Source organism: Streptomyces sp. TLI_171 (genome assembly GCF_003610255.1).
Lineage (GTDB): Bacteria > Actinomycetota > Actinomycetes > Streptomycetales > Streptomycetaceae > Kitasatospora.
In genome coordinates this window covers 4,842,030-4,863,964 of the sequence record NZ_RAPS01000001.1, presented here as the reverse complement: position 1 = coordinate 4,863,964, position 21,935 = coordinate 4,842,030, and the positions used below count along the sequence as shown (strand labels likewise).

Sequence of the window (21,935 nt, the reverse complement as noted above, 5' to 3'; positions counted from 1 at the left end):
CCCGGAGCGAACCACCGTGTACTTCACCGACCGCGGCATCGAGGAGTTGGAGAGCCGGCGTGGCCAGGAGGAGGTCACCTTCGAGTGGCTGGCCGAGCGCCTGCGGGAGTTCGTGGACCTGAACCCGGACTTCGAGGTGCCGGTGGAGCGACTGGCCACCTGGCTGGCCCGGCTGGACGACGAGGACGACGAGTGACCGGCTGACGCCGCGTCAGCAGCACGGCCCGGAAGGCGAGTCCGCCTTCCGGGCCGTTCGGCGTTCCGGGGGCCGGACTCGGGGTGGCGTCGGGGTCGGTTCGGGGTGCGCTCCGGGTCCGGATCGGGGCCGGGGCTCCTTGACTTCCGGCCGACGCGATATATCGTAAGTATCAGGAGAACGCGATACATCGCGTATGGGAGGACGGGGAGCCCGAAATGACGCAGTGGACGGTAGACAGCGCCCAGAAGATCGCCTTCGACGAGGCCGTGCACACGCTGCACGTGCGGGTCGTCGACGGCACCGTGAACGTGGTCCCCACCGAGGGTCCGGCCCGGCTCGAAGTGGCCCGGCTGGAGGGCGAGCCGCTCCAGGTCACCCTGGAGGACGGCGTGCTCACCGTCACCTACAAGGACCTCAGCTGGGGCGAGTTCGGCGAGGCCGTGAAGTCGGTGCAGACGGTCAAGTCCTTCTTCTCCTCGCTGCGGCGCAAGCGCCGCGCCGAGGTCACGGTGGCCGTCCCGGCCGCCGCTGCGGTCAAGGTCGGCACCGTCTCCGCCGACGCCACCGTCTCCGGCATCGCCGGCGAGGTCGGCGTGCACGGCGCCAGCGGCACCGCCACGCTGGCCGGCCTGACCGGCCTGGTCAACGCCAACACCGTCACGGGGGACGTCGACGCCGAGGGCCTGTCCGGCGAGCTCAAGGTCAACACGGTGTCCGGCGCCGTCACCCTGGTGGCCGGTTCCGCGACGCGGATCCGCGCCCACTCGGTCTCCGGCGCCGTCACCCTCGACCTGGACGCCGCCACCCCCACCGACATCGGGGTCAACACCGTCTCCGGCCCGGTCGGCGTCCGGCTGCCCGCGCTGGCCGACGCCAAGGTCGAGGCCGGCACCACCAGCGGCTCGCTCTCCAGCGCCTTCGCCGAACTCAGCGTCGGCGGCGGCTGGGGCTCCAAGAAGCTCTCCGGCCAGCTCGGCACCGGCCGCGGCCGCCTGCAGGTGACCACCGTCACCGGCGCGGTCACCGTCCAGCGCCGCCCCGACGCCGAGGAGGACCAGCCGGCCAAGGAACTGCCCTCCGGCCCGCTCGACCTGACCAAGGAGGTCTGAGATGACCCCGGTGTTCGGCCACGGCCGGCTCCGCCTCTACCTGCTGAAGCTGCTCGACGAGAGCCCCCGGCACGGCTACGAGGTGATCCGCCTGCTGGAGGAGCGCTTCCACGGCCTGTACGCGCCCTCCGCGGGCACCGTCTACCCCCGGCTCGCCAAGCTGGAGGCCGAGGGCCTGGTCAGCCACACCACCGAGGGCGGGCGCAAGGTCTACCGGCTGACCGACACCGGGCGCACCGAACTCGCCTCCCGCCAGGCCGAGCTGACGGACCTGGAGGCCGAGATCCACGACTCGGTCGGCCAGCTGGCCGGCGCCATCCGGCAGGACGTCCGGGACAACGCCAAGGACCTGCGCGCCGAGCTCTGGAACCAGGCCGAGCGGACGCCCGCCGCCGAGGGCCCGAACGTGCCCTGGCGGGACCAGGAGTCCTGGCAGCGCGCCAAGGAGGAGTTCGCCCGGCTCAAGGCGGAGGCCAAGGAGCAGGCCCGGCGCGCCAAGGAGCAGGAGAAGGCGGCCCGCCAGCAGGCCAAGGTCGCCGAGGCGGAGGCCAAGCGGCTGCGCGAGCAGTCCAGGGCCGCCCGCACCGCCGCCCAGCAGGAGGCGCTGCGGCTCAAGCGCCGGATCGAGGAGCAGGTCCGCGAGCACACCTCGCGCGGCGACTGGTCCACCGGTCTGGCCGAGGGCCTGGCCGAACTGACCCGCGGCCTCGGCTCCCTGGCGGACGCCGCGCGCTGGGGCGCGGCCGAGGAGCCCGCCGTCCGGATCGACCTGGACAAGGACGAGCCGGCGCCCGAGCTGCCCGAGTGGGCCCGCACCGACCCGGCCGGCGACCCGGCCCGCGAGCTGGAGCGCCTGCTCGACCGGTTCCGCGACCACGTCCGGGACACCGCGCGGGACGTCGGCGTCGACGCCGCCCGCCTGGCCCGCGCCCAGCAGGCGCTGGCCGCCGCCGCCCGCGCCCTGTACGAGCGCTGACCGGCCGCCGGATGCACGGAGCGCCCCCAGCCGGGGGCGCTCCGCCCGTTCTCCGACGGGTCGTCAGGGGGTGAGCACCAGCTTGCCGAACACCTGGCCGCTCTCCAGCCGGGCGAACGCCTCCCGGGCCTCGGTCAGCGGCCGCACCGAGTCGATCACCGGCCGCACCCCGGAGTTGGCGCACAGCGCCAGCAGGCCCGCCAGCTCCTCCTTGGAGCCCATGGTGGAGCCGACCACCTTCAGCTCCAGGAAGAAGATCCGGTTCAGCTCAGCCGCCTTCGGGCTCGGCCCGCTGGTGGCCCCGGAGATCACGATGGTGCCGCCCGGCCGCAGCGACTTCACCGAGTGCGACCAGGTCGCCGCGCCGACCGTCTCCATCACCGCGTCCACCCGCTCGGGCAGCCGCGCGCCGCTCTCGAACGCCGCGTCCGCGCCCAGCTCGACCGCGCGGGCCCGCTTGGCCTCGTCCCGGCCGGTCACCCAGACCCGCAGCCCGGCCGCCTTGGCCAGCACCACCAGCGCCGTCGACACGCCGCCGCCGGCGCCCTGCACCAGCACCGTGTCGCCGGGCTTCACGCCCGCGTTGGTGAACAGCATCCGGTACGCCGTCAGCCAGGCCGTCGGCAGGCAGGCCGCCTGTTCGAAGCTGAGTTCCTCCGGCTTGGGCAGCAGGTTCCAGGTCGGCACCGCGACGCGCTGCGCGAACGTGCCCTGGTAGCGCTCGGTCAGGATCGAGCGCGGCTCGGCCGGGCCGACCCCGTGGCCGCTCTGCCCGACCACCGAGTGGATCACCACCTCGTTGCCGTCCTCGTCGACGCCGGCCGCGTCGCACCCGAGGATCATCGGGAGGCGCTCGGCCGGCAGGCCGACCCCGCGCAGCGACCACAGGTCGTGGTGGTTCAGCGTGGCGGCCTTCACCGTGACCACGCTCCACCCGGGGCGCGCCTGCGGCTCGGGCAGCTCGCCCAGCTCCAGCGCGCTCAACGGATCGTCAGGACTGATACGGGCGGCATAGGCAGCAAACATGCCCGGACCATAGCCCCGCAGCCCCGACCCTGTTAACCAGGACTCACTGTGAAGGTCCCCATATTGCGTTCCGCGGCCCACTCGCCCCGCGCCCCGGAGCCGGGGCGCGGGGGGCGGCGGGTCAGGCGCGGGCGATGCCCTCCGCGCGCGCCGCCTCCGCGACGGCCCGGGTGACGGCCGGCGCCACCCGCTCGTCGAACGGCGACGGGATGACCTTCTGCGGGGTCAGCTCGTCGGCGACGACGCCCGCCAGGGCCTTCGCGGCGGCCAGCTTCATGCCCTCGGAGATCCGGCTGGCCCGCACCGAGAGCGCGCCGGCGAAGATGCCGGGGAACGCCAGCACGTTGTTGATCTGGTTCGGGAAGTCGGAGCGCCCGGTGGCGACCACCGCGGCGTAGCGGTGCGCGACCTCGGGGTGGATCTCCGGGTTGGGGTTGGCCATCGCGAAGATGAAGCAGCCGGGCGCCATGGTGGCGACGGCCTCCTCCGGAACGGTGCCGCCGGAGACGCCGATGAACACGTCCGCGCCGGCCAGCGCGTCCGCGAGGCTGCCCTTCTGCCCCGTCCGGTTGGTGAGCGTCGCGATCTCCGCCTTGACGTCCGTCAGGTCGCCGCGGCCCTCGTGGACCACGCCGCGCCGGTCGCAGACCGCGACGTCTCCGATGCCGGCGGCGAGCAGCATCTTGGCGATCGCGATGCCGGCCGCGCCGGCGCCGGAGATGACCGCGCGGAGCGAGCCGATCTCACGGCCCGTCACCTTGGCGGCGTTCCACAGGGCGGCGGTGGTGACGATCGCGGTGCCGTGCTGGTCGTCGTGGAAGACCGGGATGTCGAGCCGCTCCTGGAGCTGCTTCTCGATCTCGAAGCAGCGCGGGGCGGAGATGTCCTCCAGGTTGACGCCGCCGAAGGACGGGGCGAGCCGGACCACGGTCTCGACGATCTCGTCGACCGCGGTGCAGGCCAGCGCGATCGGCACCGCGTCGACGCCGCCGAACTGCTTGAACAGGATGGCCTTGCCCTCCATGACCGGCAGGGAGGCCTCCGGGCCGATGTCGCCGAGGCCGAGGACCGCGGTGCCGTCGGTGACCACGGCGACCGTGTTGGCCTTCCAGGTGTAGTCGTTCACCAGGGCGGGCTCTTCGGCGATGGCGGTGCAGACCCGGGCCACGCCCGGGGTGTAGGCGAGCGACAGGTCGTCCGCGTCGCGGACCGGGACGGTCGCCCGGACCTCCATCTTGCCGCCGCGGTGGAGCGCGAAGACGGCGTCGACCGGGTCGTCAGTGCTCTGGGTGTCGGTGATGATCTCCGCTGCCACAATGACCTCTTCGTCATATCAGCGAAGGCGCGCATCCGACGGACTTCGACCCGGTCGCGCGGCAATGCGCGAGTGCGGGCACGCCGCGTGTGGCGTACCCGTGGGCGGGTCGGGGCGCAGCCGTCGGGCGGCGCCCTCGGGTGAGGGTTTTAGGTGTTCTGCGCTTTTCGTCGGGACGCCGGCACCGCACCTGTGCCGGGTCCTTCTTGTCCGCGTGGCCCCCGGAGCGCGGGGTCCGCAGGGCTCGCAGGAGTGAACGCAGACACGGAGGGGAGCTGGTGGTTCGGATACGGAGCCGGTGACGGCTTCCGTTCCTGCGCACCCCGGCCCTGTGGCGAACCGGCGGTCTGAGTTCTGCGTCGGGGGTCACCCGGTACCAGATTCTGACACACCCGCCACTCGGATCAGCAGGGTGGGATGGCAGTATCCGGTGTTCGACCACCGTTGTCCGGACGTTCCCGCCACTGTCGCGGGCCGTCCGGTCCCCGCCGTGACCAGGCGCGCAGACCCGCGCGCGAGCGGCGGGGCGCACCGCCTCTCCCACAGGAGCGCCCGCATGCTGTCTGCCATCAGTCGACCCGTACTCCACCGCCGCCCGAGCGTCGCTGCGGCGACCGCGGCCGCCGCCGCCCTCCTGCTGGCCGGCTGCGGCAGCGGGGGCGGCACTCCCGACAAGGCCGGGGCGGCCCCCGCGAGCCTGAAGTCGCTGCTGCCGGAGTCGATGCAGACCTCGGGGCTGCTGCGGATCGGGGCGGACCTGTCGTACGCGCCGGTCGGGTTCAAGGGGGCCGGCGGCAAGCCGGACGGCCTGGACGTGGACCTGGCGCAGGCGCTGGGGCAGGTGCTGGGCGTGCAGGTGCAGTTCGTCGACGTGCCGTTCGAGAAGCTGCTGCCGGGCCTGGAGGCGAGCCAGTTCGACGTGGTGATGTCGGGGATGACCGACAACGCGCAGCGCCGGGACGGCTCGGACGACGACGGGCAGAAGTCCGGGCCCGGGGTGGACTTCGTGGACTACTACATCACCGGCAGCTCGATCGTGGTGGCGCAGGGCAACCCGCAGCGGATCTCCTCGCTGGACGACCTGTGCGGGCGGACGGTGGCGCTGCAGAAGGGCACCGTCCAGGCGGCGCTGGCGCAGCGTCAGAACGCGGCCTGCCAGAAGGCGCACAAGCAGCTGACGGTGCGCGCGACCGCGACCGACGACGAGGCGCTGGCCCTGGTGGCCCAGGGCAAGGCGACCGCGGACCTGAGCGACTCGCCGGTGGCGGCGCTGGCCGCGAAGCAGGGCCGGGGCGGGGCGCAGTTCCAGGTGACGGGCGAGCAGCTGCCGGCCGCGCCGTACGGGATCGCGGTGCCGAAGGCGGACACGGTGCTGCGCGACGCGCTGGTGCGGGCGCTCGACCGGGTGATCCGGGACGGCGACTACGAGAAGATCCTCGCGAAGTGGGAACTTCTGGACGGCGCCGCGCAGAACGCGGTGGTGAACGGCGGCTTCTGAGGCCGCCCGGACCGCCACGGACGGTCCCGCATAGCTATGCATCACGTGACATTGCGCGGGAAATAGTCCGAATAGCGGACACAAGATGGTCCTGTTATCCGATTTTGATCTGATCCGAGGCCCGTTTACCCGGACGCAGTGGCAGGATTCCCCCACATCGGCTCCACCTGTCACCTCGGCGGAGGGTGGCGTACACCGACCCTGCTGTAACCGCGCCGCTCCCCCCGGCGGCGCGCACCCCGTCCGACTCCCCAGGAGGAGATCTCCCCCATGACCGCTCGCACCCCGCGCACCCGGCTGTTCGCCGCGGCCACGACCCTCGCGGCCGGCTCCCTGCTCCTCACGGCCTGCGGCAGCAGCACCAGCAGCTCCGGTTCGACCGGCGCGGCGGGCGGCAACGCGACCCAGTCCGTCGCGGCGGCTTCGGCCGACCCGGCTCTGGTCGCGCTGGTCCCGGCCGACGTCAAGGCCGGCGGCAAGCTGGTGGTCGCGGCCGACGCCTCCTACGCCCCCAACGAGTTCAAGGACGAGAAGGGCGCGATCGTCGGCATGGACGTCGACCTCGCCAAGGCCATCGCGCAGAAGCTCGGCCTCACCGCCGACGTCCAGAACGCCGACTTCACCTCGATCATCCCGGGCATCTCGTCGAAGAAGTACCAGCTCGGCATGAGCTCCTTCACCGACACCAAGGAGCGCGAGCAGACCGTCGACATGGTGACCTACTTCACCGCCGGCTCCGCGGCCGCCGTGAAGAAGGGCAACCCGGACAAGATCAGCCTCGACGACCTGTGCGGCAAGAAGGTCGCGGTGCAGACCGGCACCACCCAGGCCGACGAGGTCAAGGACACCCGGAACCCGGCCTGCACCGCCGCCGGCAAGCCGACCATCCCGAACGACGGCGACAAGTTCACCCTGCAGACCGACGTCACCGGCGCCCTGGTGGCCGGCCGCGACCAGGTGATGCTGGCCGACTCCCCCGTGGTCGACTACGCGCTCAAGCAGACCGGCGGCCAGCTGGAGAAGATCGGCGACACCTACGACAGCGCCCCCTACGGCATCGTCGTCGCCAAGGGCAGCGACCTCACCAAGGCGGTCCAGGGCGCCGTGACCGCGCTGATCGCCGACGGCACCTACAAGCAGATCCTCGACAAGTGGGGCGTCGCCGCCGGCGCCGTCACCGCCTCCGAGATCAACGCCGCCAAGAGCTGACCCCCGCCGCCCGAACCCCTGACGAGGTAATCACGTGAACAAGACCGACCAGGGGTCGGTGACACCGGGACGGCCCGACACCATCAAGGCCGTCCCGGTCCGCCACCCCGGACGCTGGGCCGGTGTGGCCGTCATCGCCGTCCTCGGCGCGATGCTGGTCCACGCCCTGCTGACCAACCAGGCCCTCAAGTGGGACGTCGTCGGCAACACCCTGCAGGACCCCACCGTCATCCACGGCATCTGGGTCACCCTGGAGCTGACCGTCCTGTCCATGGTGATGGGCGTGGTCGGCGGTGTGCTGCTGGCCGTCATGCGGCTCTCCGGCAACCCGGTGCTCTCCGGCACCGCCTGGGCGTACATCTGGATCTTCCGCGGCACCCCGCTGCTGGTGCAGCTGGTGTTCTGGAACAGCATCGGCGCGCTCTGGCCGACCCTGTCGATCGGCATCCCGTTCGGGCCGTCGTTCTGGTCCGAGAGCTCCAACACCCTGATCCCGGTGTTCACCGCCGCGCTGCTCGGCCTCGGCCTGAACGAGGCCGCGTACATGGCGGAGATCGTCCGGGCCGGCATCCAGTCGGTGGACGAGGGCCAGACCGAGGCCGCGCACGCGCTCGGCATGTCCAAGCTCGCCACCATGCGCCGGATCGTGCTGCCGCAGGCGATGCGGGTGATCATCCCGCCGACCGGCAACGAGACCATCTCGATGCTGAAGAACACCTCGCTGGTGCAGGTGATCGCGCTGGTCGAGCTGTTCACGGCCGGCCACGACATCTACGCCCGCACCTTCCAGACCATCCCGGTGCTGGTCGCGGTGTCGATCTACTACCTGCTGATGACCTCGATCATGACGATCGGCCAGTACTACATCGAGCGGTACTACGCCCGGGGCACCAACCGCACGCTGCCGCCCACCCCGATCCAGCGGCTCAGCGCGCTGATCGGACGCGGCGCCCCCGCGAAGCCCGCGGCGGCCCCGGACGCAGGGAGCCAGTCATGACCGACCTGTCCAAGCCGCAGAGCTCCGACCAGCCGATGGTCAGGGCCGAGGGCGTGCACAAGTCCTACGGCCAGCTGGAGGTGCTCAAGGGCATCGACCTGGAGGTCAAGCAGGGCGAGGTGTTCTGCCTGGTCGGCCCGTCCGGCTCCGGCAAGTCCACCTTCCTGCGCTGCATCAACCACCTGGAGCAGATCACCGCCGGCCGGCTGTACGTCGACGGCGAGCTGGTGGGCTACCGGCAGAAGGGCGACCGGCTCTACGAGCTGAAGGACCGCGAGGTCGCGCTCAAGCGCCAGGACATCGGCATGGTGTTCCAGCGCTTCAACCTGTTCCCGCACATGACCGCGCTGGAGAACGTCATCGAGGCGCCGGTGCAGGTCAAGCGGGAGGGCCGGGCGCAGGCCAGGGAGCGGGCCACCGCCCTGCTGGAGCGGGTCGGGCTGGCCGACAAGGCCGGCAACTACCCGAGCCAGCTCTCCGGCGGCCAGCAGCAGCGGGTGGCGATCGCCCGGGCGCTGGCCATGAAGCCCAAGCTGATGCTGTTCGACGAGCCCACCTCGGCGCTCGACCCGGAGCTGGTCGGCGACGTCCTGGACGTCATGCGCGGCCTCGCCGAGGACGGCATGACGATGATCGTGGTCACCCACGAGATGGGCTTCGCCCGCGAGGTCGGCGACGCGCTGGTCTTCATGGACGGCGGTGTGGTGGTCGAGTCCGGCCACCCGCGCGAGGTGCTCACCAACCCGCAGCACGAGCGGACCCGGGCCTTCCTGTCCAAGGTGCTCTGACCCGACCGCACTCCCCGGTGCCCGCCTGCGTCCCCGCGCACGGCGGGCACCGGCGCATCCGCCCGCGACTGTAATACCCTGGAGTCATTCGACCCGTTACACCCGCCTCGGAAGGACCCCCGTGGAGCTCGCCTCCTACGCCGACTTCGCCGTCCGGCTGGTCAACAGCGAGGAACCCGACCGCGGCGCCGACAGCCTGACCTCGGTGGACGCCGTCCGCGGCCTGTTCGGCACGCCGTCCCGGGCCGCCTCGCTCGCCGACGAGGCCGACCTGCCCCGGCTGCGCGCCGTCCGCACCCGGCTGCGCGGGGTGTTCGAGGCCGCCGCCGAGGGCGAGGACGTCCGGGCGGTCGACCTGCTCAACAGCCTGATGGTGGAGTACCCCGTCAGCCCGCTGGTCTCCGGCCACGACGACCTGGACGACACCGGCCGCCCCAACTGGCACCTGCACCTGGCCGACAACGCGCCCACCGCGGCCGCCAACTACGCCGCGGTCGCCTGCATGGGCCTGGCCATCCACCTCACCGAGCTCGGCGCCGACCGGCTCGGCATCTGCCAGGCCGCGCCCTGCCGCAACGCGTACCTGGACACCTCCACCAACCGCTCCCGGCGCTACTGCTCCGACCGCTGCGCCACCCGCGCCAACGTCGCCGCCTACCGGGCCCGCAAGCGCCAGGAGGCGCAGCGCGCGCCGGCCGCCCAGGCCTGACCGGCCGTCACAGACCGCCCTCGAACGGCGCGCTGACGCCCAGTCGTGCCGCCAACCACTCCGGGCGGCCGCGCAGCGCCCGCTCCAGCCGTCGCCCGGGGGCCAGCCAGGCCGGCCTGGGGGCGAGCCGCAGCAGCACCCGGCCGAGCACCAACTCGTCCGGCACCGCGCCGTATTCGCGGCTGTCGGTGCGCACCAGCGGATTGTCGGACAGCATCCACCAGCCGCCCGGCCGGCGCTCGACGGCGCGTTTCACCACCAGCAGGTCCTGCTGCAGCGGATGCCGGTACAGCGCGATCGCTCCCGGCCGCAGCGGCGCGCCGTAGCGCACCAACACCCGGTCGCCGTCGGACAACAGACGGCGCATCGACGGACCGGCGATGTCGGCCAGGCCGAGCGGTGTCCCATATCGCACGATTCGGACTCCTTCTTTTGCCCTAGGCCCCCGGGGCGACCGCGAATCCGGCGGGTCGTGAGGGTAATGTCGGGCGCGGGAAGACGATCTAAGGAAGGACCACCATGTTCTCTCGTCTGTTTGCTCCGCGAGTCACCGCCCACGCCCACTGCGACCTGCCCTGCGGCGTCTACGACCCCGCCCAGGCCCGCATCGAGGCCGAGTCGGTGAAGGCCACTCAGGAGAAGTACCAGGCCAACGAGGACGCCGAGTTCCGCGCGCGCGCCATCGTCATCAAGGAGGAGCGCGCCGAGCTGGTCAAGCACCACCTCTCGGTGCTGCACACCGACTACTTCAAGGCCCCGCACTTCGAGGCCTACCCGGGCCTGCACGACCTGTTCAACCGCGCGGGCAAGGCCGCCTCGGCCGCCAAGGCGTCCACCGACCCGGCGACCGGCCAGGCCCTGCTGGACCTGATCGCCGAGATCGACGCGATCTTCTGGGAGACCAAGAAGGCCTGACCCGGTCATCGCCTGCCGGCACCCGGCCGCCACCGTCCCGCCCGCGCGCGGGGCACCGGCGGCCGGGTGCCGCGTTCTCCGGCCACGGTTTCCCGGCCGCCCGTTTTCGGCCGGGCGGTCCAGGGCATAAAGGCCTTTCCGGATGGAGGGGGAAGATGAGTACGCTCGACCGTATGATCCGCACCGCGACCCCCGCCGACGTCCCCTTCGTCCTCGACATGATCCGCGAACTCGCCGAGTACGAGCGGGCGCTGCACGAGGCGCGCGCCACCGAGGAGCAGCTGCGGGACGCCCTGTTCGGCGAACACCCGGCGCTGTTCGGCCTGATCGCCGAGGACGAGGCCGGCGAGCCGGTCGGCTTCGCGCTCTGGTTCCGGAACTTCTCGACCTGGCGCGGCACCCACGGCATCTACCTCGAAGACCTCTACGTCCGCCCGGAGAAGCGCGGCGGCGGCCACGGCAAGGCGCTGCTGACCGAGCTGGCCCGGATCTGCGTGGAGCGCGGCTACCACCGGCTGGAGTGGTCGGTGCTGGACTGGAACGAGCCGTCGATCGGCTTCTACAAGTCGCTCGGCGCGGTGCCGATGGACGAGTGGACGGTCTTCCGGCTGACCGACGGCGCGCTCGCGGAGCTGGGCTCCCGGCCGCGCCCGGCGTGACCCTGTTCGAACGGTGATCCCTCGTTCCCGTGACGGTGGTGCGAGATCACGACAGACCGACCCCGGGCGCGGTAACGTCTCGGGGCACAAGGCAGTTGAACCGAGCCAGTGGTGTTGGCGAGGCCTTCCCCGGCCGCAAGCACCGTGCGTCACCCAGGAGGTGAGGGTGTCCCAGATCGACGGCGAGCCCGGAGTGAAGGACTTCGTTGAGGTCCGGCTGCCCGCGGCGGGCGCCTACCTCTCGGTGCTGCGAACGGCGACGGCCGGCCTCGCGGCGCGGCTGGACTTCACCCTGGACGAGATCGAGGATCTCCGCATCGCGGTGGACGAGGCCTGCGCGATCCTGCTCCAACAGGCGGTTCCCGGCTCGATCCTGAGCTGCGAGTTCCGGCTGGTGGGCGATGCGCTGCGGGTCACCGTGTCCGCACCGACCACCGACGGCCGGGCCCCGGAGCGGGACACCTTCGCCTGGACGGTGCTCTCCGCACTGGCCGGCGAGGTGGACTCCACGGTCGCCTCGGACAACACGGTCTCCATCAGCCTGCACAAGAAGCGCGGCGGGTCGCCGGGCCAGCCGTAGGTAGTGACGTGTTCTCGGAACGGAACGGGTGATCGCCGTGAGTGATCTGGACCGCACAGTTGCCGTCGTACCGCCGCAGGCGAGCGTTGCCCGCACCGCCACCCCTGACGAAGCCCCCGTGAAGGACTCCCACCGGATGAGCCAGCCGACCGACCCGAAGCCCGAGCGGCCCGAGACGGCGCCCGCGGCCGAGCCCGCGGAGGACGGCCCGGCGGCGGCCGCCGAGGCCGTCCGCTCGACCGTCCCGGCGCAGGGGCACCGCAGCGGCGCGCCGGACCGCGAGGCGGCCCGGGCGCTGTTCGTGCGGCTGTCCGAGCTGCCCGAGGGCTCGGCGGAGCGGGTGGAGATCCGCAACCAGCTGGTCCGGATGCACATCCCGCTGGTCGAGCACCTGGCCCGGCGGTTCCGCAACCGCGGCGAGCCGCTGGACGACCTGACCCAGGTCGCCACCATCGGCCTGATCAAGTCGGTGGACCGGTTCGACCACGAGCGCGGCGTCGAGTTCTCCACCTACGCGACGCCCACCATCGTCGGCGAGATCAAGCGGCACTTCCGCGACAAGGGCTGGGCGGTGCGGGTGCCGCGCCGCCTGCAGGAGCTGCGGCTGTCGCTGACCACGGCGACCAGCGAGCTCTCCCAGCGGCACGGCCGCTCCCCCACGGTGCACGAGCTGGCGGAGCACCTGGGCATCTCCGAGGAGGACGTGCTGGAGGGCCTGGAGTCCGCCAACGCGTACTCCACGCTGTCGCTGGACGTCCCGGACAGCGACGACGAGTCGCCGGCCGTGGCGGACACCCTGGGCGCCACCGACGAGGCCCTGGAGGGCGTCGAGTACCGCGAGTCGCTGAAGCCGCTGCTGGCCCAACTCCCGCCCCGGGAGCAGAAGATCCTGGTGCTCCGGTTCTTCCGGAACATGACGCAGTCGCAGATCGCGGCCGAGGTCGGCATCTCCCAGATGCACGTCTCCCGGCTGCTGGCCCGCACCCTCGCGCAGCTGCGCGAGAAGCTGCTGGTCGAGGAGTAGGCCGCCGCACGTGCCGCAGGGCCCGTCCCCGTTCCGGGGGGCGGGCCCTGCGCGTCGGTCCGCTACTGCTGCTCGGGGTCGCCGTAGAGGACGGTGGTCACCCGCGGGTTGAGCAGCGCGACGATGCCGGCCAGGCCGATCACGCCGACCGCGACGCCGACCGCGGCCATCGCCCCGCCGGACTGCCACATGTAGTAGGCCACCGGCAGGCAGATCGAGTTGGTGAGCACGGCGGGGCTGCGGCCCCACTTCTGCCGGCGCAGCAGCGCGCGGCCGGCCAGCAGCGGCAGCAGGCCCATCAGCAGCAGGACGGCGCCGCCGGTCTCGGCACGGCCGAAGTCGGCGTCCCGTCCGGTGAAGCCGGACACCAGGCTGTAGAGGCCCCAGCCGGTCATGGCCGCGCCCTCCAGGGCGGTGATCGCCGCGCCGACGAGCAGCGGGACGGGCCGGTCGGCGGCGGGGGCGGTGGCGGGGGCGGATTCAGCGGTCACCGGGCCAGGGTAACGGTCGTCTTATCTCCGGCGGGTCGTAGGCTGATCACCATGCGCGCTCTCCTGGTCGTGAACCCGAAGGCGACCACCACCAGTGGCCGGACCCGGGACGTCCTGATCCATGCCCTGCGGAGCGATCTGAAGCTGGACGTGGCGCAGACCCAGTACCGCGGTCACGCCCGCGACCTGGCCCAGCAGGCGGCCGAGGACGGCTCGGTGGACCTGGTGGTGGCGCTGGGGGGCGACGGCACCGTCAACGAGGTCGTGAACGGCCTGCTGGCCCACGGCCCGGGCGAGCGGGTGCCGCGGCTGGCGGTGGTCCCGGGCGGGTCGACCAACGTGTTCGCCCGCGCGCTGGGTCTGCCGAACGACCCGGTGGAGGCGACCGGCGCACTGCTGGACGCGCTGGCGCACCGGCGGGAGCGCGCGATCGGTCTGGGCAAGGCGCTGACCGACGGCCTGCCGGACCGCTGGTTCACCTTCACCGCGGGCCTGGGCTTCGACGCGGGCGTGGTCGGCCGGGTGGAGCGCCAGCGCAGGGCGGGGCGCAAATCCACCCACGCGCTCTACGTGGTCGAGGCGCTCCGGCACTACGTCACTGAGCGTGAGCATCGCCGCTCGGGGCCGATCTCCCTGGAGATCAACGGCCGGGAGCCGGTCCCCGGCATGGTGATGGCCATAGTGTCCAACACCTCGCCTTGGACCTTCCTGGGTTCCCGCCCGGTCCTCCCGTCGCCGTCCGCGTCCTTCGAAACCGATCTCGACATCTTCGGCATCACTCGAATGACCGCGTTCCGCACCGCCCGAACGGTCCGTCAGATTCTGCGTCCGCTGCCCTCGACGGAGGGGGGCGCACCCCCGCCCGGCCCGGCCGGGAAGCACCTCGTCTCCTATCACGACGTCAGACACTTCACCTTGGTTTCAGAGGAACCGGCCCCGTTTCAGGTCGACGGGGACCACCTTGGAGACAGGAGTCGCGTCAGTTTCACAGGCGTACGCCGGGCACTGCGTGTGATTGTGTGACCAGAAGGGGGTCGCAACCTTGCTCTCGAACGTTCGAGCCCCTTCACCCCATAGAAGTACTGCCTGTGAGGTAGGCGACACCGAAGAATCAAAAATTTCTTGCCGAAGGGGGTTGTATCCGGCTCCGAGGTTTGCGAACCTCTACATGGCGATCGGGACACACCGCAGCGGGACATCGCGGGAGAGCCCCTCGAATCGCCGAACCCCTCTCCAGCACAGACCGCCCGGGCCCGATGGGCCTTTGGTCCCTTTTGCTGTTGCGGGATTCGTGAAAGCGTTCACATTCACAAACCATTCGAGTGAGTCGCAGGCCACCGCCTGACGACCGGAGGAGTTGGACGACCATGGACTGGCGCCACCGCGCTGTCTGCCGCGAAGAGGACCCGGAGCTGTTCTTCCCGATCGGGAACACCGGTCCTGCTCTGCTGCAGATCGAGGAAGCCAAGGCCGTGTGCCGCCGTTGTCCCGTCATGGAGCAGTGCCTTCAGTGGGCGCTCGAGACCGGCCAGGACGCCGGCGTCTGGGGCGGTATGAGCGAGGACGAGCGTCGTGCGATGAAGCGCCGCGCCGCCCGCAACCGTGCCCGCACCGCCTGACACGCCATCAGTAGCAGTACGGATCGACCCACGATCAAGGGTTCGGCCGCGTAGGCCGGCCGAGCCTTCCCGAACGGGCCCCGTTCCCATCCGCGGGGTCGACGACGCGAGTCGCCCAGGCTCTTGATACTGTTCACTCAGCGCAATATCGTGGACCTGTGGCGCTCACCGTGTGCAACGCACGGGGCGCGCGTCGCGCCACACCAGAAGCCCCCGTTCCGGCCGACTCCCCCCGACGGCCGGACCGGGTTGAGAGGCCCTGCCGACCCACCCCCCCGGTCGGCAGGGCCTCGTTTCTGTCTCCCGAGGCCCCGGGCCGGCCGAGCCGACCGACCGTCAGCGGACGGGGATCTCCAGCACCACCTTGGTGCCGCCGTCGGGCGCGGCCACCATGTCGAAGCTGCCGCCGAGTTCGCCGGTGGCCAGGGTGCGGACGATCTGCAGGCCGAGGTTGCCGGACTGCTGCGGGTCGAAGCCCTCGGGCATGCCGCGGCCGTCGTCCTGCACGGTGATCAGCAGGTACTCCTCCGGCTTCACGCCGTTGTTCCAGCTGTCCGACCAGCCCTTGCCGCCGGCCGGCGCGCGGCCGCGCAGCGCGCTCACCTCCAGGTTGCCGGAGGCGCTCGGGCCGAACGCGTGCTCCAGGGCGTTCTGCATCAGCTCGGTGAGGATCATCGCCAGCGGGGTGGCCACCTCGGCCGACAGGATCCCGAACGAGCCGCTGCGGCGGGTCGCCACCCGGCCGTCCTGGGAGAGCTCCATCACCATCGCCAGCACCCGGTCGGCGATCTCGTCGAACGTGACCTGCTCGTCCAGTGCCTGGGAGAGCGTCTCGTGCACGATGGCGATCGAGCCGACCCGGCGCACGGCTTCGTCGAGCGCCGCCCGGCCGGCGTCCGAGTCCATCCGGCGGGACTGCAGCCGCAGCAGCGCGGCGACCGTCTGCAGGTTGTTCTTCACCCGGTGGTGGATCTCCCGGATGGTCGCGTCCTTGGTCATCAACTCACGGTCACGACGCCGGAGTTCGGTGACGTCCCGGCAGAGCACCAGCGAGCCGGTGGGCGTGCCCTTGGGCTTCAGCGGGATGGTCCGCAGGGTCACCACGCCGCCCTGCGCCTCCACCTCGGTCTGCCGGGGCGCCCAGCCGCTGGCCATCTTGACCAGCGCCTCGTGCACCTTGCTGCGGCTGGGCGGCACCAACTCGGCGGTGGTCTCCCCGAGGTGACTGCCCACCAGGTCGGTGGTCAGGCCGAGCCGGTGGTACGCGGACAGCGCGTTCGGGCTGGCGTAGGTGACCACGCCCTCGACGTCCAGCCGGATCAGGCCGTCGCCGACCCGCGGCGCGGCGTCCATGTCGGCCTGCTCGGCGCCCGGGATGGGGAAGGTGCCGGCGGCGATCATCTGGGCCAGGTCGGAGGCGCTCTGCAGGTAGGTGAGCTCCAGCCGGCTCGGGGTGCGCACGGTCAGCAGGTTGGTGTTGCGGGCGATCACGCCGAGCACCTTGCCGTCCCGTCGCACCGGGATGGACTCCACCCGCACCGGCACCTCCTCCCGCCACTCCGGGTCGCCCTCGCGGACGATCCGTCCCTCGTCGTAGGCGGCGTCCAGCAGCGGCCGGCGGCCCCTGGGGACCAGGTGGCCGACCATGTCGTCCTGGTAGGAGGTGGGGCCGGTGTTGGGCCGCATCTGGGCCACCGAGACGTACCGGATGCCGTCCCAGGTGGGGATCCACAGCACCAGGTCGGCGAAGGACAGGTCGGAGAGCAGCTGCCACTCCGAGACCAGCAGATGCAGCCACTCCACGTCGGCACCGGTGAGGGTGGTGTGGCGGCGGACGAGTTCGTTCAGCGAGGGCACACCGTGAGGGTATCGCCGACCGCCCCGCGCCACGTTGTCCAGACCAATCGCACCGCCCCCCTGGACAACCACAATTGGTCTAGTCCACAATGAAGATGCACCAAGGAGACGTCCTCCGCGCATCTGCCCTGACCGCGCGAGGCCGCTCCTCGGTCGGAGGCGTCGTTCGAGAGCCCCGCACAGCTCTCGGGCGGTCCCCGTCTCCGACATACAGCTCCGGGCTGCGGTGCCGCACAGGTTGAGGGTCCTGTGTCGGCGCCGTGGCCCGTAGTGTTTTCCGGCCGCGGCCTCCGGGCCCGGATCCGACGAAGCCGCCCCCGCCGAACCGGCGGGGGCGGCTTCTCGCGTGCCGTCAGTGGGTCTCGGTGACCTTGGCGAGCGCGCGGGGGGCGTCCGGGTCCTGGCCGCGGGCGATGGTGACCTCGTAGGCGAGCAGCTGGAGCGGCAGGATCTCCAGGATCGGCTGCACCTCCTCGGGCACGCCGGCCGGGAGGGCGAAGCCGGCGCTGGCGGCGTCGACCTGGTCCTGCTGGCCGACCACCACCAGGTCGGCGCCGCGGCCGCGCAGGCGGTCCAGCACCGGCTGCAGGGCCTCGCCGCCCTTGCCCTCGGGCACGATCGCGATCACCGGGGAGACGTTGTCGACCATGGCCAGCGGGCCGTGCAGCAGGTCGGCGCCGGAGAACGGGGAGGCCGGGATGTAGGTGGTCTCCATCAACTTCAGGGCCGCCTCGCGGGCGGTCGGGTAGCCGTAGCCGCGCGAGGTGATGACCAGGCGCTGGGCGAAGCGGTACCGCTCGGCCAGGTCCTTCACCTCGGACTGGCGGGCGAGGATCCCGGCCGCGAGCTCCGGCAGCACCTTCGCCGCCGAGCCGTCGCCCCCGCGCAGGCCCTCGACGAACAGGTACAGCGCCAGCAGTTCGGCGGTGTAGGTCTTGGTGGCGGGCAGCGCCTTCTCCGGGCCGGCCAGCACGTCGATGTGGAACTCGGAGACCTCGGCCAGCGGCGAGGCCGCGTTGTTGGTGACCGCCAGGGTGATCGCGCCGGCCTCGCGGGCCGCCTTGGTGGAGGCCACCAGGTCGGGCGAGCCGCCGGACTGGCTGACCGTGACGACCAGGCAGTCGGTGAGGTCGGGCTTGGCGCCGTACGCGGTGGTGGTGGACATCGAGGTGAGGCCGGCCGGCTTGCCCAGCAGCACCTCGATCAGGTACTTCGCGTACAGCGCGGCGTTGTCGGAGGTGCCGCGGGCGGTCAGCAGCACGAAGCGCGGGTTGCGGGCGGCGATCTGCGCGGCGATCTCACGGATCGCGGGCGCACCCTCGTCGAGGATGCGCTGCAGGACGGCCGGCTGCTCGGCCATCTCCGCCGACATGATCCTGCCGGGTACGGAAACAGTCTGCGGGTCGGACATCGGGGTGTGCCTCCGTGGAGAGATGGTTCTACCCCGTGGGGCGGCTGCCCGACGGGGACCTCTGGAACGGCGGCGAGTCCGCACCCTCGCTGCGTGGTACTGCATGGAACCGTACTGAGCCGATCCTACGTGCGACCGGGCCCCGCAGCACACTTCGTGACGGTGCGTCGGGGCCCGGTCCCATCCTTCGGGACGGATCAGCTGGGGTTGTTGATCAGCTGGTCGATCTGGGCGTCGGCGTCCTTGGTGGCCTCTTCGACGCTCTTGCCGGAGAAGATCGAGTTCAACATGTTGACCAGCACGTTCTGCTTCTCGATCGCGCCCCAGCCGGGGGCGAGCGGGGTGAACCAGGCGTCCTGCACGGCGTTGGCGGCCGCGGCGGTGGCCGGCTTGTTCTTCAGCGGGGCGAGCTGGGTCAGGTTGTTCGGCAGGGTGTCCTTGTCGGCCAGCACCTGCTCGGACTTGGTGCTGGTGAACATCCGCACCCAGTCGGCGGCGATCGCGGCGCTCTGCGACTTCTTGGTGATCGCGAGGTCGGAGCCGCCGATGAAGGAGGGCAGCGGCTTGCCGGCCGGGCCGGGCATCGTGACGATCTTGAGCGAGTCCTTGAGCGCCGGGGTGCCGGTGATCGGGGCGATCGCGTCGCCGAGCTCCCAGCCGTTCGCGTAGATCAGCGCGGCCTTCTCGTGGCCGAGCACGCCGGCCTGCTTGGCCTCGTTGACCTTGAGGTCGCCGCTCTTGTTGTACTTCTTCACCAGGTCGGCGAAGTGCTGGAGGCCCTGCTGGGACTTGCTGTCGTGCAGGGTGCCGTGCCAGGTGCCGCTGGCGTCGAACTTGGCGATCGAGCCGCCGTACGCGGTGACGTAGGACATCGCGGCGTACCAGTAGGGGCCGGGCAGGTACAGCGAGGAGAATCCGGCCGTGCTCTTGTTCTTGGTCTGCACCTTGTCGAGCTGGGTCAACAGTTCGTCCTCGGTCTGCGGCAGATCCGCGGAACCGGTGGCCTCCTGGAACATCTTCGAGTTGTAGACGCCGACCCGGGCGCCCGCGTAATACGGCACGCAGTAGAGCTTGTCCTGGTAGGTGCAGGTGTCCGCGAGGCCCTTGATCCAATTGTCCGAGTTGTCGAACGAACTGCGGTCCACGGCGGCCAGCGAGCCGTTGAGGATGTACTTCATGGTCTCGGTGTTGCCGAGTTCCACGACGTCCGGGCCCTGGCCGGCGGCGAGCGCGGCGTCCAGCTCGGCGATCTTGGTCGGCCACTGGTGGTAGCTGAGCTTGAGCTCGACCTTCGGGTACTTCGCGGCGAACTGGTCGTTGACCTGCTGGACCAGCTCCGGCCAGCTCTTCTGGGCGTCGTCCATCAGCCAGACGGTGACCGTGCCGGTCATGCTCTTCGTGTCGACGCTGGTCGAGGAGGGCGACGAGCCGCCGGACGAGCAACCTGCGGCGGTGGCCAGCAGGGCAGCGGTGCTGAGCGTGGCCAGTACCTGACGCTTCACGCAATCCTCCGGATTGGGGCGGGGAGGTCTGCGCTGTGGTACAGACCAGATTTCCGGATCTTGGCCTAGACCAATTTGCAGCGTCAACGCGAGTGCAGTTTCGCACCCCTCTCGTTGTCAATCCGTTGTCTACCTTGCCCCGGCCACGTCAACGGTCCGACCAGGGCGAACCCGTGACCTCACTTTAGGCTCACTTAAGGTCACCCACCGTGAGAGAAATGGATCACCGCATTTCCCGAAAGCGCGGCGGGTGAATTTCTCTACGTCCGGAGCGGTGCGGAATTCCGCGGGCGGCGACCGGCCCCGCCCGCCGGCGCGTACTTGACATGGCCGCGGAGAAGTGCAGTGGCCAACCACTGGTCCGCACGGTCCGGGCCCGCGGTGTCCGAAAGGTCCCCATTCATCCGCGACTTGGTCCAGTCCAACACGGCCGAGTCAAGCGTTGATAACGGCTTGTGCAGACGTTCTTTGAACCCTTGACGCCTCTCATTGGTCCATGCCAACCTCCAGGCGTTGGTCTAAACCAATGGTCTACTCCACCTCACGGATCGGCCCGCCTGCCCCGGCAGTTCGTGTCCGTGTCATCCGGTGACGTTCCCCCCTTACGGCACAACGCAGCTTCAGGGCCTCGGCCCGGCAGCCCGGTGCCCTACCTTGCTCATCCCTCTGGAGGATGGTTTGAACCGCAAGATCGCAGCCGTGGCCGCTATCGCCACCGTGCTCGTCGCCTCGGCTTGCTCCTCGTCCGGCTCCTCGGGCGACTCGAAGGACACCGCCACGCTGAGCAAGGACGGCAAGGGCAAGAAGATCACCGTCTGGCTGATGGACGACGCCCAGAAGGGCTGGCCGGGCGTGGTGGACGCGGCGAAGGCCGAGTTCAAGGCCCAGACCGGTGCCGACGTCGAGATCCAGTGGCAGACCTGGACCAACTACACCACCAAGCTCGACACCGCGCTGCTCTCCGGCAACGCCCCCGACGCGCTCGAGCTCGGCAACACCCAGACCGCCAAGTACATCGAGGCCGGTTCCTTCCGCGACCTGACCGACGCCAAGGCCCAGTTCGACAACTCGGACAAGTGGCTGGACTCGCTGGCCGCCTCCGGCCAGTCGGCCGACGGCACCAAGACCTACGCCGTCCCGTACTACGCCGGCGCCCGCGTCCTGATCTACCGCAAGGACCTGTTCGACGCCGCCGGTGTCACCACCGCCCCGACCACCCTGGACGAGCTGAAGGCCGCTCTGGCCAAGGTGAAGGCCGCCAGCGCCGGCACCCCGAACTTCTCCGCCCTGTACCTGCCGGGCCAGAACTGGTACTCCGCGGTCTCCTTCGGCGCCGGCACCTTCGGTGTCAAGGGCGTCATCGCCAAGAAGGAGGGCGACAAGTGGACCGGCAACCTGACCGACCCGAAGTTCCTCGAGGGCGTCAAGACCTGGAACGAGCTCCAGAAGGAGTACTCGGTCGGTGGCACCACCACTGACGAGGCCACCCAGGACGCGCTGATGGCCAAGGGCAACATCGCCGCCATCATCGGCAACGGCTGGGAGGTCGGCTCGGTCGCGGACCCGAAGGTCGGCGACCCGTCGCTGAAGGACAAGCTCGCCACCATCGCCCTCCCGGGCGCGGCGGCCGGCTCCACCACCCCGGCCTTCCTGGGCGGCTCCGACCTGGCCGTCCCGGCCAAGTCCGCCAACCCGGGCCTGGGCGCGACCTTCCTGCAGATCTACACCAACACCAAGCAGCAGACCGAGCTGGCGAAGTTCGCCATCCCGAACGCCAAGAACCTGGTCGCCGCCTACAAGGCCGCCGCCCCGGCGAACAAGGCGACCGGCGACGCGGCCGAGGGCGCCACCTGGTTCATCCCGAACTCCCCGGCGTGGTCCGGTGCCGACGAGACCGCGCTGAAGACCGCCTTCGGTGCGATCGCGGCCGGCGGCGACCCCGCGACCGAGCTGAAGAAGGTCCAGGAGACCGTCGTCAAGGACCTGAACGGCTGAGACCGCTGACGAGCAGTCCGCCCGGGGGTTCGCGACCCCCGGCGGCTGCCAGCACT

22 protein-coding genes are annotated in these 21,935 nt (G+C 71.0%); 15 read left to right on the top strand and 7 right to left on the bottom strand.

Annotation, left to right across the window (positions count from 1 at the left end):
- Positions 1-16 precede the first annotated feature (16 nt).
- The 3 genes from BX266_RS22220 (at position 17) to BX266_RS22210 (ending at position 2,284) form a co-directional block, all read left to right on the top strand.
- Positions 17-196 carry a DUF6104 family protein gene (locus tag BX266_RS22220; RefSeq protein ID WP_014138038.1) on the top strand — a complete coding sequence of 60 codons (180 nt, stop codon included), beginning with the start codon at positions 17-19 and terminating at the stop codon, positions 194-196.
- A 218-nt stretch (positions 197-414) separates the two neighbouring features.
- Positions 415-1,308: a DUF4097 family beta strand repeat-containing protein gene (locus BX266_RS22215; RefSeq protein ID WP_099902425.1), complete on the top strand. Its 894-nt coding sequence runs from the start codon at positions 415-417 to the stop codon at positions 1,306-1,308.
- Between the two features lies 1 nt (position 1,309).
- The gene (locus tag BX266_RS22210; RefSeq protein WP_099902423.1) at positions 1,310-2,284 is read left to right on the top strand and encodes a PadR family transcriptional regulator; all 975 of its coding nucleotides are present in this window, start codon (positions 1,310-1,312) and stop codon (positions 2,282-2,284) included.
- A 63-nt stretch (positions 2,285-2,347) separates the two neighbouring features.
- On the opposite strand, the gene BX266_RS22205 is transcribed toward BX266_RS22210, so the two are convergent.
- Positions 2,348-3,310: a zinc-binding dehydrogenase gene (locus BX266_RS22205; protein ID WP_099902421.1), complete on the bottom strand. Its 963-nt coding sequence runs from the start codon at positions 3,308-3,310 to the stop codon at positions 2,348-2,350.
- Between the two features lie 121 nt (positions 3,311-3,431).
- Complete coding sequence (locus tag BX266_RS22200) at positions 3,432-4,625, bottom strand: NADP-dependent malic enzyme (RefSeq protein ID WP_099902419.1); 1,194 nt, start codon at positions 4,623-4,625, stop codon at positions 3,432-3,434.
- A gap of 556 nt (positions 4,626-5,181) precedes the next feature.
- Between BX266_RS22200 and BX266_RS22195 the strand changes: the two genes are divergently transcribed.
- From BX266_RS22195 to BX266_RS22175, 5 genes are all read left to right on the top strand, one after another.
- Entirely contained in the window at positions 5,182-6,123 is a 942-nt protein-coding gene (locus BX266_RS22195) for an ABC transporter substrate-binding protein (RefSeq protein WP_099902417.1), read from the top strand.
- A gap of 270 nt (positions 6,124-6,393) precedes the next feature.
- Positions 6,394-7,332, top strand: coding sequence for an ABC transporter substrate-binding protein (locus BX266_RS22190; protein ID WP_099902415.1), 939 nt, complete (start codon positions 6,394-6,396; stop codon positions 7,330-7,332).
- Positions 7,333-7,366: 34 nt separating this feature from the next.
- Positions 7,367-8,329 (top strand): amino acid ABC transporter permease, encoded by a 963-nt coding sequence (locus BX266_RS22185; RefSeq protein ID WP_218969260.1) that lies wholly within the window; start codon positions 7,367-7,369, stop codon positions 8,327-8,329.
- Positions 8,330-8,364: 35 nt separating this feature from the next.
- Positions 8,365-9,117: an amino acid ABC transporter ATP-binding protein gene (locus BX266_RS22180; RefSeq protein ID WP_099908164.1), complete on the top strand. Its 753-nt coding sequence runs from the start codon at positions 8,365-8,367 to the stop codon at positions 9,115-9,117.
- Between the two features lie 121 nt (positions 9,118-9,238).
- Complete coding sequence (locus tag BX266_RS22175) at positions 9,239-9,826, top strand: CGNR zinc finger domain-containing protein (RefSeq protein ID WP_099902413.1); 588 nt, start codon at positions 9,239-9,241, stop codon at positions 9,824-9,826.
- Positions 9,827-9,833: 7 nt separating this feature from the next.
- Here BX266_RS22175 and sodX read toward each other — a convergent pair whose 3' ends face one another.
- Complete coding sequence (gene sodX, locus BX266_RS22170; RefSeq protein ID WP_220659692.1) at positions 9,834-10,241, bottom strand: nickel-type superoxide dismutase maturation protease; 408 nt, start codon at positions 10,239-10,241, stop codon at positions 9,834-9,836.
- A 104-nt stretch (positions 10,242-10,345) separates the two neighbouring features.
- Between sodX and sodN the strand changes: the two genes are divergently transcribed.
- The 4 genes from sodN to BX266_RS22150 all read left to right on the top strand — a co-directional run bounded on the left by sodN (position 10,346) and on the right by BX266_RS22150 (position 13,004).
- The gene (gene sodN, locus BX266_RS22165) at positions 10,346-10,741 is read left to right on the top strand and encodes a superoxide dismutase, Ni (protein WP_030457790.1); all 396 of its coding nucleotides are present in this window, start codon (positions 10,346-10,348) and stop codon (positions 10,739-10,741) included.
- Positions 10,742-10,914: 173 nt separating this feature from the next.
- Positions 10,915-11,400: a GNAT family N-acetyltransferase gene (locus tag BX266_RS22160; protein WP_099902411.1), complete on the top strand. Its 486-nt coding sequence runs from the start codon at positions 10,915-10,917 to the stop codon at positions 11,398-11,400.
- A 166-nt stretch (positions 11,401-11,566) separates the two neighbouring features.
- Positions 11,567-11,980 carry an anti-sigma regulatory factor gene (locus BX266_RS22155; RefSeq protein WP_099902410.1) on the top strand — a complete coding sequence of 138 codons (414 nt, stop codon included), beginning with the start codon at positions 11,567-11,569 and terminating at the stop codon, positions 11,978-11,980.
- Positions 11,981-12,116: 136 nt separating this feature from the next.
- Positions 12,117-13,004: an RNA polymerase sigma factor SigF gene (locus tag BX266_RS22150; protein ID WP_399170198.1), complete on the top strand. Its 888-nt coding sequence runs from the start codon at positions 12,117-12,119 to the stop codon at positions 13,002-13,004.
- A gap of 62 nt (positions 13,005-13,066) precedes the next feature.
- Here the strand turns inward: BX266_RS22150 and BX266_RS22145 are convergent, their stop codons facing one another.
- Positions 13,067-13,495, bottom strand: a complete 429-nt coding sequence (locus tag BX266_RS22145; RefSeq protein ID WP_099902408.1) for a hypothetical protein — start codon at positions 13,493-13,495, stop codon at positions 13,067-13,069.
- A 51-nt stretch (positions 13,496-13,546) separates the two neighbouring features.
- Here BX266_RS22145 and BX266_RS22140 point away from each other — a divergent pair, with 51 nt between their 5' ends.
- Together BX266_RS22140 and BX266_RS22135 are read left to right on the top strand one after the other, a co-directional pair.
- A complete protein-coding gene (locus tag BX266_RS22140) occupies positions 13,547-14,518 on the top strand; it encodes a diacylglycerol kinase family protein (protein WP_099902407.1) in 972 nt (323 codons plus the stop codon).
- Positions 14,519-14,862: 344 nt separating this feature from the next.
- Positions 14,863-15,114, top strand: coding sequence for a WhiB family transcriptional regulator (locus BX266_RS22135; RefSeq protein WP_014138019.1), 252 nt, complete (start codon positions 14,863-14,865; stop codon positions 15,112-15,114).
- A 336-nt stretch (positions 15,115-15,450) separates the two neighbouring features.
- Here the strand turns inward: BX266_RS22135 and BX266_RS22130 are convergent, their stop codons facing one another.
- The 3 genes from BX266_RS22130 to BX266_RS22120 all read right to left on the bottom strand — a co-directional run bounded on the left by BX266_RS22130 (position 15,451) and on the right by BX266_RS22120 (position 19,884).
- A complete protein-coding gene (locus BX266_RS22130) occupies positions 15,451-16,971 on the bottom strand; it encodes a sensor histidine kinase (protein ID WP_099902405.1) in 1,521 nt (506 codons plus the stop codon).
- 352 nt (positions 16,972-17,323) lie between these two features.
- Positions 17,324-18,382, bottom strand: a complete 1,059-nt coding sequence (locus BX266_RS22125; protein ID WP_099902403.1) for an SIS domain-containing protein — start codon at positions 18,380-18,382, stop codon at positions 17,324-17,326.
- A 197-nt stretch (positions 18,383-18,579) separates the two neighbouring features.
- Complete coding sequence (locus tag BX266_RS22120) at positions 18,580-19,884, bottom strand: extracellular solute-binding protein (RefSeq protein WP_099902402.1); 1,305 nt, start codon at positions 19,882-19,884, stop codon at positions 18,580-18,582.
- 699 nt (positions 19,885-20,583) lie between these two features.
- Here BX266_RS22120 and BX266_RS22115 point away from each other — a divergent pair.
- Positions 20,584-21,879: an extracellular solute-binding protein gene (locus BX266_RS22115; protein WP_259464800.1), complete on the top strand. Its 1,296-nt coding sequence runs from the start codon at positions 20,584-20,586 to the stop codon at positions 21,877-21,879.
- Positions 21,880-21,935: the final 56 nt, after the last annotated feature.

What these genes read in the sequence shown, in the direction of transcription:
- BX266_RS22215 (WP_099902425.1), top strand. Translation starts at nt 415, where the DNA reads ATGACGCAGTGGACGGTAGACAGCGCCCAGAAGATCGCCTTCGACGAG.
- BX266_RS22210 (WP_099902423.1), top strand. Translation starts at nt 1,310, where the DNA reads ATGACCCCGGTGTTCGGCCACGGCCGGCTCCGCCTCTACCTGCTGAAG.
- BX266_RS22205 (WP_099902421.1), bottom strand. Translation starts at nt 3,310, where the DNA reads ATGTTTGCTGCCTATGCCGCCCGTATCAGTCCTGACGATCCGTTGAGC.
- BX266_RS22195 (WP_099902417.1), top strand. Translation starts at nt 5,182, where the DNA reads ATGCTGTCTGCCATCAGTCGACCCGTACTCCACCGCCGCCCGAGCGTC.
- BX266_RS22190 (WP_099902415.1), top strand. Translation starts at nt 6,394, where the DNA reads ATGACCGCTCGCACCCCGCGCACCCGGCTGTTCGCCGCGGCCACGACC.
- BX266_RS22180 (WP_099908164.1), top strand. Translation starts at nt 8,365, where the DNA reads ATGGTCAGGGCCGAGGGCGTGCACAAGTCCTACGGCCAGCTGGAGGTG.
- sodN (WP_030457790.1), top strand. Translation starts at nt 10,346, where the DNA reads ATGTTCTCTCGTCTGTTTGCTCCGCGAGTCACCGCCCACGCCCACTGC.
- BX266_RS22160 (WP_099902411.1), top strand. Translation starts at nt 10,915, where the DNA reads ATGATCCGCACCGCGACCCCCGCCGACGTCCCCTTCGTCCTCGACATG.
- BX266_RS22150 (WP_399170198.1), top strand. Translation starts at nt 12,117, where the DNA reads ATGAGCCAGCCGACCGACCCGAAGCCCGAGCGGCCCGAGACGGCGCCC.
- BX266_RS22140 (WP_099902407.1), top strand. Translation starts at nt 13,547, where the DNA reads ATGCGCGCTCTCCTGGTCGTGAACCCGAAGGCGACCACCACCAGTGGC.
- BX266_RS22135 (WP_014138019.1), top strand. Translation starts at nt 14,863, where the DNA reads ATGGACTGGCGCCACCGCGCTGTCTGCCGCGAAGAGGACCCGGAGCTG.
- BX266_RS22125 (WP_099902403.1), bottom strand. Translation starts at nt 18,382, where the DNA reads ATGTCCGACCCGCAGACTGTTTCCGTACCCGGCAGGATCATGTCGGCG.